At 43.9% G+C, this 16,173-nt stretch carries 13 protein-coding genes; all 13 read right to left on the reverse strand.

Annotated elements, in window-relative coordinates:
• Positions 1-457, reverse strand: a 457-nt coding sequence (locus ACROAE_RS19845; RefSeq protein ID WP_432405800.1) for a GTP-binding protein, incomplete at its 3' end; no start/stop codon positions are given.
• Positions 458-526: 69 nt separating this feature from the next.
• Positions 527-2,623 (reverse strand): elongation factor G, encoded by a 2,097-nt coding sequence (gene fusA, locus ACROAE_RS19850; RefSeq protein ID WP_432405803.1) that lies wholly within the window; start codon positions 2,621-2,623, stop codon positions 527-529.
• A gap of 79 nt (positions 2,624-2,702) precedes the next feature.
• Positions 2,703-3,173 carry a 30S ribosomal protein S7 gene (gene rpsG / locus ACROAE_RS19855; protein WP_160056453.1) on the reverse strand — a complete coding sequence of 157 codons (471 nt, stop codon included), beginning with the start codon at positions 3,171-3,173 and terminating at the stop codon, positions 2,703-2,705.
• An 82-nt stretch (positions 3,174-3,255) separates the two neighbouring features.
• On the reverse strand, positions 3,256-3,630 hold the full coding sequence (gene rpsL / locus ACROAE_RS19860) for a 30S ribosomal protein S12 (RefSeq protein WP_101033703.1): 375 nt from the start codon (positions 3,628-3,630) through the stop codon (positions 3,256-3,258).
• 177 nt (positions 3,631-3,807) lie between these two features.
• Positions 3,808-8,034 (reverse strand): DNA-directed RNA polymerase subunit beta', encoded by a 4,227-nt coding sequence (gene rpoC, locus ACROAE_RS19865; protein ID WP_432405809.1) that lies wholly within the window; start codon positions 8,032-8,034, stop codon positions 3,808-3,810.
• Positions 8,035-8,116: 82 nt separating this feature from the next.
• Entirely contained in the window at positions 8,117-12,148 is a 4,032-nt protein-coding gene (gene rpoB, locus ACROAE_RS19870; RefSeq protein WP_432405812.1) for a DNA-directed RNA polymerase subunit beta, read from the reverse strand.
• A gap of 241 nt (positions 12,149-12,389) precedes the next feature.
• Complete coding sequence (gene rplL, locus ACROAE_RS19875) at positions 12,390-12,758, reverse strand: 50S ribosomal protein L7/L12 (RefSeq protein WP_432405817.1); 369 nt, start codon at positions 12,756-12,758, stop codon at positions 12,390-12,392.
• Between the two features lie 54 nt (positions 12,759-12,812).
• Positions 12,813-13,313, reverse strand: a complete 501-nt coding sequence (gene rplJ / locus ACROAE_RS19880) for a 50S ribosomal protein L10 (RefSeq protein WP_432405822.1) — start codon at positions 13,311-13,313, stop codon at positions 12,813-12,815.
• Positions 13,314-13,599: 286 nt separating this feature from the next.
• Complete coding sequence (rplA, locus tag ACROAE_RS19885) at positions 13,600-14,301, reverse strand: 50S ribosomal protein L1 (RefSeq protein ID WP_432405826.1); 702 nt, start codon at positions 14,299-14,301, stop codon at positions 13,600-13,602.
• A 4-nt stretch (positions 14,302-14,305) separates the two neighbouring features.
• A complete protein-coding gene (gene rplK / locus ACROAE_RS19890; RefSeq protein WP_188843830.1) occupies positions 14,306-14,734 on the reverse strand; it encodes a 50S ribosomal protein L11 in 429 nt (142 codons plus the stop codon).
• Positions 14,735-14,862: 128 nt separating this feature from the next.
• Positions 14,863-15,414, reverse strand: coding sequence for a transcription termination/antitermination protein NusG (gene nusG / locus ACROAE_RS19895; RefSeq protein ID WP_432405831.1), 552 nt, complete (start codon positions 15,412-15,414; stop codon positions 14,863-14,865).
• 9 nt (positions 15,415-15,423) lie between these two features.
• A complete protein-coding gene (gene secE, locus ACROAE_RS19900; protein WP_160056469.1) occupies positions 15,424-15,795 on the reverse strand; it encodes a preprotein translocase subunit SecE in 372 nt (123 codons plus the stop codon).
• A gap of 267 nt (positions 15,796-16,062) precedes the next feature.
• Positions 16,063-16,173: hypothetical protein (locus tag ACROAE_RS19905; protein ID WP_432405835.1), on the reverse strand; the 111-nt coding region annotated here is incomplete at its 5' end.

The following is a 16,173-nucleotide window of genomic DNA, read 5'->3' on the forward strand; positions in this document are numbered from 1 at the left end:
CCATCTCTACTAATTCTAGTAATTCTTCGTCATCTACCATGTCACATTTGTTCATGAATACGATGATGAAAGGTACACCTACCTGACGTGAAAGTAGAATGTGCTCACGAGTCTGTGGCATTGGGCCGTCAGTCGCTGCTACTACTAAAATCGCGCCGTCCATCTGTGCAGCACCAGTAATCATGTTTTTAACATAATCGGCGTGACCTGGACAATCTACGTGCGCGTAGTGACGTGCTGGTGTGTCATATTCGATGTGAGAAGTATTAATGGTAATACCGCGCTCACGCTCTTCTGGAGCGTTATCGATTTGTGCGAAGTTACGAACTTCACCACCATAAGTCTTAGACAATACAGCTGAAATAGCTGCTGTAAGAGTTGTTTTACCATGGTCAACGTGACCGATGGTGCCTACGTTTACGTGAGGCTTTTTACGTTCAAATTTAGCTTTTGCCACGATAAATTCCTTTCTTTTCAGAAGTGCTCGATTAATTCGAGCAATATAACATTGATGCCGTAACCGATATTAGTTACGAGATTCTATAATCGCTTTTGCAATGTTTTGCGGTGCATCTGTGTACTTATAAAACTCCATAGAGTAAGAAGCACGACCCTGAGATGCAGAGCGCAAATCAGTTGCATAACCAAACATTTCAGATAGAGGCACTACCGCATGAACGAGTTTAACACCTGCGATGCCATCGTCCATACCTTCAATTATGCCACGACGTCGGTTTAAGTCACCAACAACATCGCCCATATAATTTTCAGGTGTAGTTACTTCTACTTTCATACAAGGTTCGAGCAACGCGGGGTTTGCTTCTAGCGCACCCTGTTTGAAGCCCATTGAACCTGCAATTTTGAACGCCATTTCATTCGAGTCCACATCATGATATGAACCGTCAAATAATGTGACCTTCACATCAAGAACAGGATATCCAGCTAATACGCCGTTTTTCATCTGTTCCTGAATACCTTTGTCAACCGCAGGTATGTATTCACGAGGAATAACACCACCAACGACTTCATTGACAAACTCGTAGCCCGCACCCTCTTCGAGTGGTTCAAGTCTTAGCCAAACATGGCCAAACTGTCCACGTCCGCCAGATTGACGTACGAACTTACCTTCCACTTCTACTTTCGAACGGATAGTCTCACGATAGGCTACCTGAGGTTTACCTACGTTACACTCCACACTGAATTCGCGACGCATTCGGTCTACGATAATATCCAAGTGTAGCTCACCCATTCCCGATATTAGTGTTTGAGCAGACTCTTCGTTAGTTTCAACACGGAAAGATGGATCTTCTGCTGCTAATTTTTGCAGCGCAATACCCATTTTGTCCTGGTCAGCTTTCGAGCGAGGCTCAACGGCTATGGTAATCACGGGTTCTGGGAACTCCATGCGTTCAAGAATCACTTTGTGATCATTATCGCAAAGAGTATCACCGGTTGTAACATCTTTTAGACCTATAGCCGCTGCTATATCACCTGCACGTACTTCTTTTAATTCAGTACGGTCGTTAGCGTGCATTTGCACCATTCGACCAATACGTTCACGTTTCTGTTTAACAGAATTATAAACGCCTGAACCTGTCTCAAGTACACCGGAATACACACGGATAAAGGTAAGTGTTCCAACGAATGGATCAGTCGCAATTTTAAATGCTAATGCAGCAAATGGTGCATTATCATCTGACGGACGTTCAACTTCATTCTCGTCTTCATCAATACCTTTAATTGCAGGTACGTCAATTGGCGATGGTAAGAAGTCGACAACCGCATCAAGAACCGCCTGCACACCTTTGTTCTTAAATGCAGAACCACAGGTTGCTAGTACGATCTCGTTGTTAATTGTGCGCTGACGCAGAGCTGCTTTAATCTCAGATTCTGATAACTCACCTTCTTCAAGGTATTTGTTCATCAGCTCATCTGAGGCTTCAGCTGCTGCTTCCACGAGATACTCATGCATATCGGCAGCTTTTGCTGCGAGATCTGCAGGAATGTCTTCATAAGTGAATGTCATTCCCTGATCTGATTCAGACCAGTTAATAGCTTTCATCTTAATTAAATCAATAACACCCTTGAAGTTCTCTTCTGCACCAATGTTTAATTGGATCGGCACACAAGTCGCACCAAGGCGGTTACGAATTTGTTTTATTACTCGGTCAAAATCTGCACCTGCACGGTCCATCTTGTTAACAAATACCATACGCGGAACGTGGTACTTGTCAGCTTGACGCCATACGGTTTCAGATTGCGGTTCAACGCCTGAAGAGCCACAGAATACAACTACGGCTCCATCTAATACGCGCAATGAACGCTCGACTTCAATAGTGAAGTCTACGTGACCTGGGGTATCGATGATATTAATTCGATGTTCAGCGAATTGAGCTTCCATACCACGCCAAAAGGTGGTCACAGCAGCAGAAGTGATAGTAATACCACGTTCTTGCTCTTGTACCATCCAATCAGTCGTGGCGGCGCCGTCATGCACCTCACCGATTTTATGAGACATACCGGTATAGAACAGAACACGTTCTGTTGTGGTAGTTTTACCTGCATCCACATGAGCTACAATACCGATATTACGATAACGCTCAATTGGGGTTGTACGAGCCACTATTTATACCCTCTCAGCTAAAACTTTTGGTCTTAGCAATATCAACAATATGGAGCGGGCCAAAGCCCGCTCCATTATATTACCAACGGTAATGAGCAAAGGCTTTGTTAGCTTCAGCCATGCGATGCACGTCTTCACGCTTCTTAACAGCAGTACCTTTGTTTTCAGACGCATCTAGCATTTCACCTGCTAGACGTAGAGCCATAGATTTTTCACCACGCTTGCGAGCAGCTTCAACTAACCAGCGCATCGCTAGTGCGTTACGACGCACTGGACGAACTTCACATGGTACTTGATAAGTAGAACCACCAACGCGACGAGATTTAACTTCGACTGAAGGGCGAACGTTATCAAGAGCTGCTTCAAGGATTGTTAAATGATTTTCGCTTTTCTTTTCAGCGACAACATCTAACGCCTTGTAGATAATTTTTTCTGCAGTCGACTTTTTGCCGTCTTGCATAATGACGTTGATGAACTTAGCCAACAACTCACTGTGAAACTTTGGATCTGGTAGGATTTTACGTTGTCCTACAACGCGACGTCTTGGCATATCAATTCTCCGTATGCTTCAGGTATTTCCAAAACTGGAATGTCAAATAAATACTAGCTTGGCCTTACTTAAACGGGATACGTTAAGACTTAGGACGCTTAGCACCGTACTTAGAACGGCCTTGGCGACGTGAAGTCACGCCAGCACAGTCTAATGCGCCACGAACAGTGTGGTAACGCACACCAGGTAAGTCTTTAACACGACCACCACGGATTAGGATTACACTGTGCTCTTGCAAGTTATGGCCTTCACCGCCGATGTACGAAGTTACTTCGAAACCGTTAGTTAGACGCACACGAGCTACTTTACGTAGTGCAGAGTTAGGTTTTTTAGGTGTTGTAGTGTACACACGAGTACAAACACCACGTTTTTGTGGGCACGCGTTCAACGCAGGCACATTAGTCTTTTCGACTTTTGGCGCGCGTGGCTTACGTACCAACTGGTTTACAGTTGCCATGTATAGCTCCGACAGTTGATTTAAACTCAACAATTAGGTGTGAAAAATCTATATCCCACAATGATGGGACGCGGAATTTTAGAAAGGTAATGGCTATCTGTCAAGAAATAGCCAACTTTTCGTGCAAATTCCAATAAAAAAGGCGCCATTGGCGCCTTTTTTTAACAAAACGCTAACTTAATCTTGGCTACCTGCCAAGTTTAGTAGATCTGCTAGGTTCTGTTCAGCTTCGCTTGCAGTGACAGTTGTCGCTTCCACTTTGCCTTTCGAACTTGCTGCTTTAGCACGTTCTTCATTGCGAGTTTTGTGGTAAGCATAACCGGTACCAGCAGGGATCAAACGACCAACGATTACGTTTTCTTTCAGACCACGTAATGGATCGCTCTTACCACCAACGGCCGCTTCAGTTAACACACGAGTGGTTTCCTGGAACGATGCTGCTGATATGAATGACTCAGTAGCCAAAGATGCTTTGGTAATACCCAGTAATTCACGTTCGAACGTAGCAGGTGCTTTGCCTTGAGCGATTAGCTCACGGTTAGCAATCTTAACGCGCGCGACTTCAACTTGTTCGCCAGCTAAGAAATCACTGTCACCTGCGGTGCTGATTAAGCACTTACGCAGCATTTGACGAATGATAACTTCGATGTGCTTGTCGTTGATCTTTACGCCCTGTAGACGGTAAACGTCCTGTACTTCGTTCACAATGTAGTTTGCTACGTTGTGGATACCACGAAGACGTAAGATGTCATGTGCCGCTTCTGGACCGTCAGCAATAACTTCACCACGTTCGACTTTTTCACCTTCGAACACGTTTAAGTTACGCCACTTAGGGATCATCTCTTCATAATGATCGCCGCCATCAGCTGGGGTAATCACTAGACGACGTTTGCCCTTAGTCTCTTTACCGAACGAGATAGTACCAGAGATTTCAGCAAGAATTGCTGGCTCTTTTGGCTTACGCGCTTCGAATAAGTCAGCAACACGTGGTAGACCACCGGTGATGTCGCGTGTTTTAGACGATTCTTGTGGAATACGTGCTAACGCGTCACCAACGTTGATTTTCGCGTTATCGTCTTTCGACACAATCGCGTTACCAGGCAAGAAGTACTGAGCTGGTACTTCTGTACCAGGGATCATTAAGTCATTACCGTCAGCATCAACTAGGCGAATTGCTGGGCGAAGTTCTTTACCAGCTGAAGTACGTGCACCAATTTCTAGTACAACAACAGATGATAAACCAGTTAACTCGTCAGTTTGACGTGTCATGGTTACGCCATCAATCATGTCAACAAACTTAACGCTACCCGCTACTTCAGAGATAATTGGGTGAGTATGTGGATCCCAGTTAGCGATTATCTGGCCAGCTGTAACTTCACAATCTTCCAATACTTCTAGTACGGTACCGTAAGGCACTTTGTAACGCTCTTTCTCACGACCTAGCTCATCAATGATGGCTAATTCAGAAGAACGAGATACGATAACCAGTTTACCGTCGATGTTAGAAACATGCTTAGCATTGTGTAACTTCAGAGAACCTGCGTTCTTAACTTGAACGTTGTTTTCTGCAGAAGCTCGAGATGCCGCACCACCAATGTGGAACGTACGCATGGTTAACTGTGTACCAGGTTCACCGATTGACTGTGCTGCAACAACACCAATAGCTTCACCGTGGTTAATAATATGACCACGAGCCAAGTCACGACCGTAACACGCTGCACACACACCGAAGTCTGTTTCACAGGTAATTACAGAACGTACAATCACTTCGTCAATACTGTGTTCTTCTAACGTATTACACCATGCTTCATCAAGAAGCGTGTTGCGTGGAGCAAGGACTTCATCAGTACCTGGCTTCATTACGTCTAGAGCAACAACACGACCTAGAACACGTTCGCGTAATGGCTCAACAACATCACCACCTTCAATAAGCGGTTTCATTGTTAGACCATGTTCAACACCACAGTCATCTTCAATAACAACTAAGTCTTGTGCAACGTCAACTAAACGACGAGTTAAGTAACCCGAGTTAGCTGTCTTCAATGCGGTATCGGCAAGACCTTTACGCGCACCGTGAGTAGAAATAAAGTACTGTAGTACGTTTAGACCTTCACGGAAGTTAGCTGTAATTGGGGTTTCGATGATTGAGCCATCAGGCTTAGCCATCAAACCACGCATACCCGCTAACTGACGGATCTGTGCAGCACTACCACGAGCGCCCGAGTCAGCCATCATATAGATGCTGTTAAACGAAGCTTGTTGCTCAGGAACGCCATCACGGTTAATCACTGTCTCAGTTGACAGGTTTTCCATCATCGCTTTAGATACTTTTTCGTTTGCGCTTGCCCAGATATCGATAACTTTGTTGTAACGCTCACCAGCAGTAACAAGACCTGACTGGAACTGCTCTTGAATTTCAAGCACTTCAGCTTCAGCGTCAGCAACTAAGGTATATTTTTCGTCTGGAATAACCATGTCATCGATACCAACAGAGGCACCAGAGATGGTTGCAAAACGGAAACCGGTATACATCAATTGGTCAGCAAAGATAACCGTATCTTTAAGGCCTAATTGACGGTAACAGGTGTTCAATAGCTTAGAAATCTGCTTCTTACCCATGTTTTGGTTAACCAAATCATAAGATAAGCCTTCAGGCAGAATTAACGATAAAAGCGCGCGACCAACAGTTGTATCTACGATACGTGTTGCTTTTGTTCTTTCGCCGTCTTCAGCAATGTGCGTTTCAGTAATACGTACTTTTACGCGAGCGTGTAATTCAGCTACACCTACAGCATAAGCTTTTTCAACTTCAGATACTGAAGAGAAAACCATACCTTCACCGAGACCATTAATACGTTCACGGCTGGTGTAGTACAAACCTAATACCACGTCCTGAGACGGTGTAATTACAGGCTCACCGTTAGCAGGTGACAAAATGTTGTTGGTTGACATCATTAGCGCACGAGCTTCTAACTGAGCTTCAAGCGTTAATGGAACGTGAACCGCCATTTGGTCACCGTCGAAGTCGGCGTTGTATGCCGCACAAACTAACGGGTGCAATTGAATTGCTTTACCTTCAATCAGAACAGGTTCAAATGCTTGAATACCTAGTCTGTGAAGTGTTGGTGCACGGTTAAGCATAACTGGATGTTCACGAATCACTTCGTCTAACACATCCCATACTTCAGCCTGTTCGCGTTCAACCATTTTCTTAGCAGCTTTAATCGTAGTCGCTAAACCACGCGCTTCTAGCTTGCCGTAAATGAATGGCTTGAATAGCTCAAGTGCCATCTTCTTAGGAAGACCACACTGATGCAGACGTAAAGTTGGTCCTACGGTAATTACCGAACGGCCAGAATAGTCAACACGCTTACCAAGTAAGTTCTGACGGAAACGACCTTGCTTACCCTTGATCATATCAGCAAGAGATTTCAGCGGACGCTTGTTAGAACCCGTAATAGCACGACCGCGACGACCGTTATCTAATAGCGCATCAACTGACTCTTGTAGCATACGCTTTTCGTTGCGTACGATAATGTCAGGCGCAGCTAAATCTAACAGACGCTTTAAGCGGTTGTTACGGTTAATCACACGACGGTATAGATCGTTAAGATCTGACGTCGCGAAACGACCACCGTCTAACGGCACTAATGGACGTAGATCAGGTGGAAGAACCGGTAATACTTTTAAGATCATCCACTCTGGCTTGTTGCCAGATGTGAAGAATGCTTCCATCAGCTTAAGGCGTTTAGTGACCTTCTTACGACGGGTTTCAGAGTTAATTGAAGGCAACTCTTCACGCATTTGTTCGATCTGTTCTGCTAAGTTGATCGCGCGTAGCAATTCAAGAACTGCTTCAGCACCCATCTTAGCTTCAAACTCGTCACCGTATTCTTCTAACGCATCAAGATACGTTTCTTCGGTTAGCATTTGGCCGCGTTCAAGCGTGGTCATGCCAGGCTCGATAACAACAAATGATTCGAAATACAGTACGCGTTCAATATCACGCAACGTCATATCAAGCATTAAGCCGATACGAGATGGAAGTGATTTTAAGAACCAAATGTGGGCAACTGGACTAGCCAATTCAATGTGACCCATGCGCTCTCGACGCACTTTAGTCTGGGTAACTTCTACGCCACACTTTTCACAAATCACACCACGGTGCTTTAAACGTTTGTATTTACCACACAAACATTCGTAATCTTTAACCGGACCAAAAATACGCGCACAGAACAAACCTTCACGTTCAGGTTTGAATGTACGGTAGTTAATGGTTTCTGGCTTCTTTACTTCACCAAAAGACCAAGAACGGATTAGATCTGGCGAGGCCAAACCAATTTTGATTCCGTTAAATTCTTCAGTCTTACTTTGCTGTTTAAGAAACTTTAATAAGTCTTTCACGTTTCTCTCCTGAAGGAGTTAAACCAGGTGCTTTGCTGATGCAAAGCACCCTTGGTTACCAAACATTGCTTAAGTGCGATGCTTACTCTTGGTCCAACTCGATATTAATACCAAGTGAACGGATTTCCTTCAACAATACGTTGAAAGACTCAGGCATGCCTGGGTGCATCTGATGGTTACCGTCGACGATGTTTTTATACATCTGAGTACGACCGTTAACGTCATCTGACTTAACTGTTAGCATTTCTTGTAGAGTATAAGCTGCACCGTATGCTTCAAGTGCCCACACTTCCATCTCACCGAAACGCTGACCACCGAATTGAGCTTTACCGCCCAATGGTTGTTGAGTCACTAAGCTGTACGAACCGGTTGAACGGGCGTGCATCTTGTCATCAACTAAATGGTTCAGTTTGAGCATGTACATGTAACCAACGGTTACTTTACGCTCAAATTCGTTACCGGTACGGCCGTCACATAATGTCAACTGACCAGACTCAGGTAAGCCTGCAAGAGCAAGCATCTGCTTGATCTCTTTCTCTTTAGCACCATCGAATGCTGGTGTTGCAATTGGAATACCACCTTTCAGGTGAGTAGCCAGACGCACCACTTCATCATCAGAGAACGAATCGATATCAACACGCTGAAGCACGTCGTCACCTAATTCGTAGACTTGTTTGATGTAATCACGAAGTACGGCAATTTCACGCTGCTCTTCTAGCATTGCAGTAATTTTATTACCGATACCTTTAGCGGCTGCGCCCATGTGGACTTCAAGTACCTGACCGATGTTCATACGCGATGGTACGCCCAATGGGTTAAGTACGATGTCTACTGGATTACCTTCTTCATCGTATGGCATATCTTCAACAGGACAAATCTTAGAGATTACACCCTTGTTACCATGACGACCGGCCATTTTGTCACCAGGCTGGATAGTACGCTTAACTGCAAGGTAAACCTTAACAATCTTCAGTACGCCAGGTGCCAAATCATCGCCTTGAGTGATCTTACGACGTTTAATTTCAAACTTTTTATCAAAGTCAGCTTTTAGCTCTTCGTGCTGTTCAGCTAACTGCTCTAATTCAGTTTGTTTTGCTTCGTCATCGATAACTTGTATTAATACGTCTTTACGTGGGATTTCAGCTAATTTAGCTTCAGAATAACCCACAGACAGTAACAAGTTACGTGCACGGCTCAATACGCCTTCTTCAAGGATCTTGAACTCTTCGCCTAAGTCTTTACGAGCTTGGCGTACGTGCATTTCTTCAATTTCAAGCGCGCGCTTGTCTTTTTCAACGCCGTCACGGGTAAATACCTGTACGTCGATGATGGTGCCTTTCACTGAGTTAGGTACACGTAATGAGCTGTCCTTAACGTCAGATGCTTTCTCACCAAAAATAGCTCGGAGTAGTTTCTCTTCTGGCGTCAGCTGAGTTTCACCTTTTGGTGTTACTTTGCCCACAAGAATGTCGCCACCCTTCACTTCTGCACCAATATAAACAATACCTGATTCATCTAATTTAGATAAAGCAGACTCGCCTACGTTTGGAATATCAGCAGTGATTTCTTCGCTACCCAATTTAGTATCACGAGCAATACAAGAAAGCTCTTGGATATGGATAGTAGTGAAACGATCTTCTTGCGCTACGCGCTCAGAAATTAAGATCGAATCTTCGAAGTTATAACCGTTCCAAGGCATGAACGCGATACGCATGTTTTGGCCAAGAGCCAATTCACCAAGATCCGTAGAAGGACCATCGGCTAACACGTCACCACGAACTACTGGTTCACCAGCAAAACAAACTGGACGTTGGTTAATACAAGTATTTTGGTTTGAACGGGTATATTTAGTGAGGTTATAAATGTCGATACCCGCTTCGCCTGCGCGTAGCTCATCTTCATTTACTTTGATTACAATGCGACTTGCATCGACATAATCAACCACACCACCACGCTTAGCAACTACAACAACGCCAGAGTCAACCGCTAGAGTACGCTCAATACCAGTACCCACTAACGGCTTATCAGCACGTAGAGTAGGAACGGCTTGACGTTGCATGTTTGCACCCATCAATGCACGGTTAGCATCATCGTGTTCTAAGAACGGAATAAGCGATGCCGCAACAGAAATAATCTGCTGTGGAGATACGTCCATATATTGCACATCTGCAGCACGCATAAAGGTAGATTCACCTTTGTGACGACACGCAATCTGTTCTTCAACCATGCGGCCAGCAGCATCAACTTCAATGTTTGCCTGAGCAATAACATAACGGCCTTCTTCGATTGCTGACAAGTATTCAACTTCGTCAGTAATTACACCTTCAACCACTTTGCGGTAAGGTGTTTCTAAGAAACCATAAGAGTTAGTACGTGCAAAACTTGCTAACGAGTTGATTAGACCAATGTTTGGACCTTCAGGGGTCTCAATTGGACATAAACGACCGTAGTGAGTTGGATGTACGTCACGAACTTCGAAGCCAGCACGTTCACGAGTCAAACCACCTGGGCCAAGTGCAGAAATACGACGCTTATGCGTCACTTCTGATAGCGGGTTGTTTTGATCCATAAACTGAGACAACTGTGAAGAACCGAAAAATTCTTTCACTGCCGCAGAAATTGGCTTAGCGTTAATTAAGTCTTGTGGCATAAGCTCGTTTAAATCGCCTAAAGATAGACGCTCACGAACAGCACGCTCAACACGGACTAAACCAACACGGAATTGGTTTTCAGCCATCTCACCAACACTACGAATACGACGGTTACCCAAGTGGTCAATATCGTCGACTTCATCATAGCCATTACGGATTTCGATGATTTTCTTCATTACCGATACGATGTCTTCTTTAGACAACACACCGCGACCTTCATCTTCAGCAATCTCAAGACGACGGTTGAACTTCATACGACCTACTTTAGATAAGTCATAACGTTCTTCACTGAAGAATAGGTTTTGGAATAAACCTTCAGCTGCATCTTTGGTTGGTGGCTCGCCAGGACGCATCATACGGTAGATTTCAACTAATGCTTCTAAGCGGTTAGTTGTAGAATCGATACGTAATGTGTCGGCAATATAAGCACCATGATCAAGATCATTGATGAATAATGTATCAATGTTCTTAATACCAGCAAGTGATAACTTAGCTAAATCTTCTAAGGTAATCTCGCTGTTAGCAGTAACTAATACTTCACCTGTATCTTCATCGATATAGTCTTGTGCAGCATACTTACCAACGATGTATTCAACTGGCACTTCAAGCTCAGTTGTGTTGGTTTTTTCAAGTTGCTTAATATGACGCGCAGTAATACGACGGCCAGCTTCAACCAATAAAGCGCCTTCAGCATCTTTAATGTCATAGCTTGCTGTTTCGCCTCGTAAACGGTCAGGCACAAGTGCCATTACAAGTGAGTCTTTCTTGATCTTAAACTCAATACGCTCAAAGAATAAATCTAAGATGTCCTGAGTAGAGTATTCAAGCGCACGTAGGATAATCGTTGCTGGTAATTTGCGACGACGGTCAATACGGACGAATAAAGCATCTTTAGGATCGAATTCAAAGTCAAGCCATGAACCACGGTAAGGAATAATACGTGCGTTATACAGCACCTTACCTGAAGAGTGGGTTTTACCACGGTCATGATCAAAGAACACGCCTGGAGAACGGTGTAACTGAGAAACGATAACACGCTCAGTACCGTTGATAACGAAAGTACCGTTATCAGTCATCAATGGGATATCACCCATGTAGACTTCTTGTTCTTTAATGTCTTTAACAGTGCCAGCAGCAGCTTCACGGTCAAACAACACCATGCGTAATTTAACGCGTAGTGGTGCTGAATAAGTTACACCGCGGATCTGACATTCTTTCACATCAAAAACTGGCTCACCTAGTTTATAACTGACATATTGCAGCTCAGAATAACCAGAAAAGCTCTTGATAGGAAAAACGCTACGGAATGCAGCTTCTAAGCCACGCTCACCCGTAGGGTCTTGATCGGTGAACTTCTTAAAAGAGTCTAACTGGATAGACAATAAATAAGGGATGTCCAAAACTTTTGGACGCTTACCAAAGTCTTTGCGAATACGCTTCTTTTCAGAATAGGAGTAAACCATGGGTTTCCTCTGCTTACGAGATGTGACCAAGACTGAAATACATTAATTTTTTAATATAAATCAGCGCGTTTGCCCGTCACCGTTGTCGCAAGAACCTAACCAGTAATCTCTGCTAGGAACTGCTAAAACTGGCGATAAACGGTGAATAAAAAATCGCCTGCGCATAGAGCGCAAAAAAGGCCGACGGTTAAAAAACCGCCAGCCTTCACCCAATTACTTGGGTGAGCAAGTAAGCTATAGCTTACTTGATTTCAACTTCTGCACCAGCTGCTACTAACTCAGCTTTAAGCGCTTCAGCTTCTTCTTTGCTTACCGCTTCTTTAACAGCGATTGGCGAAGATTCTGACATAGTTTTAGCTTCTTTCAGGCCTAGACCTGTAGCGCCACGAAGAGCTTTAATTACAGCAACTTTGTTAGCACCGTGTGAAGTAAGAATTACGTCGAATTCTGTTTGTTCTTCAGCAGCTGCACCAGCATCGCCGCCGCCAGAAACTACTGCAGCAGCAGCAGAAACGCCGAATTTCTCTTCCATAGCTTCGATTAGTTCAACAACTTCCATTACAGACATTGCTGCAAAAGCTTCTAACATTTGGTCTTTAGTGATAGACATAAGAAATATTTCCTATTGTTCTGAATTCAATTTGATTAAGCGGCCGACTTAAAATTAAGCGGCGTCTTGTTTTTGATCGCGAAGGGCGGCCAATGTACGAACGAACTTGCCAGCAGATGCTTCTTTCATAGTCATCATTAACTGAGCTAGTGCTTCGTTGTATGTTGGTAGTTTCGCTAAACGATCAATATCAGCTGCAGGGATAAATTCCCCTTCGAAAGCTGCACCTTTAACTTCAAACTTAGCTTGCTCTTTAGCGAAATCTTTTAAAAGACGCGCTGCAGCACCTGGGTGCTCAGTAGAGAAAGCTAGTAAAGTTGGGCCAGTGAAAGTTTCGGCTAGGCACTCAAAAGCAGTACCTTGAACAGCGCGACGAGCTAGAGTGTTACGTACTACACGTACATAAACACCATTAGCGCGAGCTGCTTTACGCAAAACAGTCATAGCACCTACAGTTACGCCACGTGAATCAGCGGCAACTGCAGAAAGTGCACCTTTGGCAGCTTCGTTGACTTCAGCAACAATTGCCTTTTTGTCTTCGAGTCTTAATGCCATTGGCTTTACTCCTGGATTCTACCTAGGGAATACCCCTAGAATTTACCAAACTAAGCACAACATGTGCTTAGTTACTAACGGTGCAGATATTCCAGTAAAAAAATTTAGCTGGGGCCTGACACCGTCTACGCAGGAAATTAAGTGAACCTTACGATTGACACCTGCGGTCTTGGACGGAAGCTCTATTGCTACTCAACAAACCTAAATAATTAGGTCAATATTGGATAGAATGAGCTTCAACCCACAAAGTGCGCGCATTATAGACTAGTGCGCGCATTTTGTAAAATTACTTAATGTCTTCCAAGCTAGCTTGGTCAACAGTAACACCTGCACCCATAGTGGTAGAGATGCTAATTTTTTTCACGTAAATGCCTTTTGCAACTGCAGGCTTAGCCTTTTTCAATGCAGACACTAACGATTCTAAGTTGTCTCTTAACTGTTCAACAGTGAAATCCACTTTACCGATAGTAGTGTGGATAATACCGTTTTTGTCGTTGCGGTAACGAACTTGACCAGCTTTAGCATTCTTAACTGCTTCTGCAACGTTAGGCGTTACAGTACCAGTTTTAGGGTTAGGCATTAAACCACGTGGGCCTAAGATCTGACCTAACATACCAACAACGCGCATTGCGTCTGGTGATGCGATAACAACGTCGAAGTTCATTTCGCCAGCTTTAACTTGTTCAGCTAAATCTTCCATACCCACAAGTTCAGCGCCAGCAGCTTTAGCAGCTTCAGCGTTTGCACCTTGAGTGAATACAGCAACACGAACGTCACGACCAGTACCGTGTGGTAGTACAGTAGCACCACGCACGTTTTGGTCTGATTTACGAGGATCGATACCAAGGTTAACAGCTACGTCAACACTTTCTAAAAACTTAGCAGTTGCTAGTTCTTTTAAAAGTGCTACTGCTTCGTTGATGTCGTACTGTTTAGTTGCATCAACTTTTTCGCGGATTACGCGAGCGCGCTTAGTTAGCTTTGCCATTATATTAGTCCTCTACTACCAAACCCATTGAACGTGCAGTACCTTCAATTGAGCGAGTCATCGCTTCAATGTCAGCACCAGTCATATCAGCTGCTTTAGATTCAGCGATTTCCTGAACTGCGCTACGCTTGATAGTTCCTACTTTTTGAGTATTAGGACGGCCAGAACCTGATTTCAGACCTGCTGCTTTAAGCAGTAGGAAAGACGCAGGTGGAGTCTTAGTTTCAAAAGTGAAAGAACGGTCGTTATATACAGTGATAACAACAGGAATTGGCATGCCTTTCTCGAACTTTTCAGTACGAGCGTTGAATGCTTTACAGAATTCCATGATGTTCACACCTTTTTGACCTAAAGCAGGACCAACTGGTGGAGACGGGTTTGCAGCACCGGCTGCTACTTGTAGCTTAATATAAGCTTCAATTTTCTTTGCCATGTCGACATTTCCTCAATTTGGGTTCAAACGCATCTCGGCGACATGCCAATTTGCTCCCCTGAAAACAACGGGTGCGAATTATATTAAAATACGCACCCGCAAACAATATTTATTTGTAGTTATTTTAATCAGCTCTTTTCGACCTGATGAAAATCTAACTCTACTGGTGTTGAACGACCGAAAATCATAACAGAAACCTTCACGCGGTTTTTGTCGTAATCAACTTCTTCAATAGTGCCGTTAAAGTCAGCAAATGGACCATCACACACACGCACAACTTCACCAGGTTCATACATAACACGATGAGTCGGTGACTCAATTGTGTCTTGCAGACGCTGAAGAATAGCATCGGCTTCTTTATCAGAAATAGGCGCTGGACGGTCTGAGGTTCCACCAATAAAGCCCATTACACGTGGAATGCTCTTTACTAAGTGCCAACTGTCATCGTTCATTTCCATTTGGACTAATACATAACCAGGAAAGAACTTGCGTTCGCTTTTACGACGCTGACCTGCACGCATTTCGACCACTTCTTCAGTAGGAACTAAGATCTCACCGAAGTAGTTTTCCATGTTGTGCATTTTGATATGTTCAAGCAGTGTTTTAAGCACACGGCCTTCATAGCCCGAAAAGGCTTGAATTACATACCATCTTTTTTTTGCTTCTGTAGCTTCAGTCATTTTAGATGCCTATACGCCAGTAATTAAATTGACTACTCGTAATAATACCGCATCTAATCCCCACAGGATCAGTGCTACTACAGCGGTTGCTGCAAGTACAATAAACGTAGTGTTTAGCGCCTCTTGGCGAGTTGGCCATACTACTTTACGCACTTCAATGTGTGCTTCACGGGCAAATGATAATGCTTGCTTACCCTTGATAGTTTGCAATGCGATAACACCTGCTATAGCAAAGGCAATAATTACCCCAGCAACACGAGCCACAACATTTGCATCTGCGTAAAATTGATTGCCTATAACAGCAGCAGCGATTAGCAATGCTGCTACGCCCCACTTAACGATATCCAAAGAATTACTCTGGTTTTCAGTATTTGTTGTCATCGGTTAATTCCGTTACTCACTACGACCTGAGCTTAGCTTGGTAAACAACATATTTACCAAATCCGCATTTCCGAGCTTTCCCAGAAAATGCATAAGCACAGGGTCAAAAATCGGCCATAGATTGTATTCTTATTCAGCTTTGTTCGCAACAATACAGGTAAAGTTAGCGTAACAATTTAGGCAAAAAAAACAATTAATCGATATTTTTTTCCTAAAAACAAAAAAGGAAGCCGAAGCTTCCTTTTTCAGTGTTCACTAAAGTCGCTATTACGCGATGATTTTAGCTACTACACCAGCACCAACTGTACGGCCACCTTCACGGATAGCGAAACGTAAACCGTCGTCCATCGCGATTGGGTAAATCAGGGTAACTACCAT

Origin of the sequence: Shewanella sp. MF05960 (assembly GCF_050849305.1) — a bacterium.
Taxonomy (GTDB): Bacteria; Pseudomonadota; Gammaproteobacteria; order Enterobacterales; family Shewanellaceae; genus Shewanella.

Coding starts and splice junctions, on each gene's coding strand:
- rpsG (WP_160056453.1), bottom strand. CDS start 3,173: ATGCCAAGACGTCGCGTTGTAGGACAACGTAAAATCCTACCAGATCCA.
- rpsL (WP_101033703.1), bottom strand. CDS start 3,630: ATGGCAACTGTAAACCAGTTGGTACGTAAGCCACGCGCGCCAAAAGTC.
- rpoB (WP_432405812.1), bottom strand. CDS start 12,148: ATGGTTTACTCCTATTCTGAAAAGAAGCGTATTCGCAAAGACTTTGGT.
- rplL (WP_432405817.1), bottom strand. CDS start 12,758: ATGTCTATCACTAAAGACCAAATGTTAGAAGCTTTTGCAGCAATGTCT.
- rplJ (WP_432405822.1), bottom strand. CDS start 13,313: ATGGCATTAAGACTCGAAGACAAAAAGGCAATTGTTGCTGAAGTCAAC.
- rplA (WP_432405826.1), bottom strand. CDS start 14,301: ATGGCAAAGCTAACTAAGCGCGCTCGCGTAATCCGCGAAAAAGTTGAT.
- rplK (WP_188843830.1), bottom strand. CDS start 14,734: ATGGCAAAGAAAATTGAAGCTTATATTAAGCTACAAGTAGCAGCCGGT.
- nusG (WP_432405831.1), bottom strand. CDS start 15,414: ATGACTGAAGCTACAGAAGCAAAAAAAAGATGGTATGTAATTCAAGCC.
- secE (WP_160056469.1), bottom strand. CDS start 15,795: ATGACAACAAATACTGAAAACCAGAGTAATTCTTTGGATATCGTTAAG.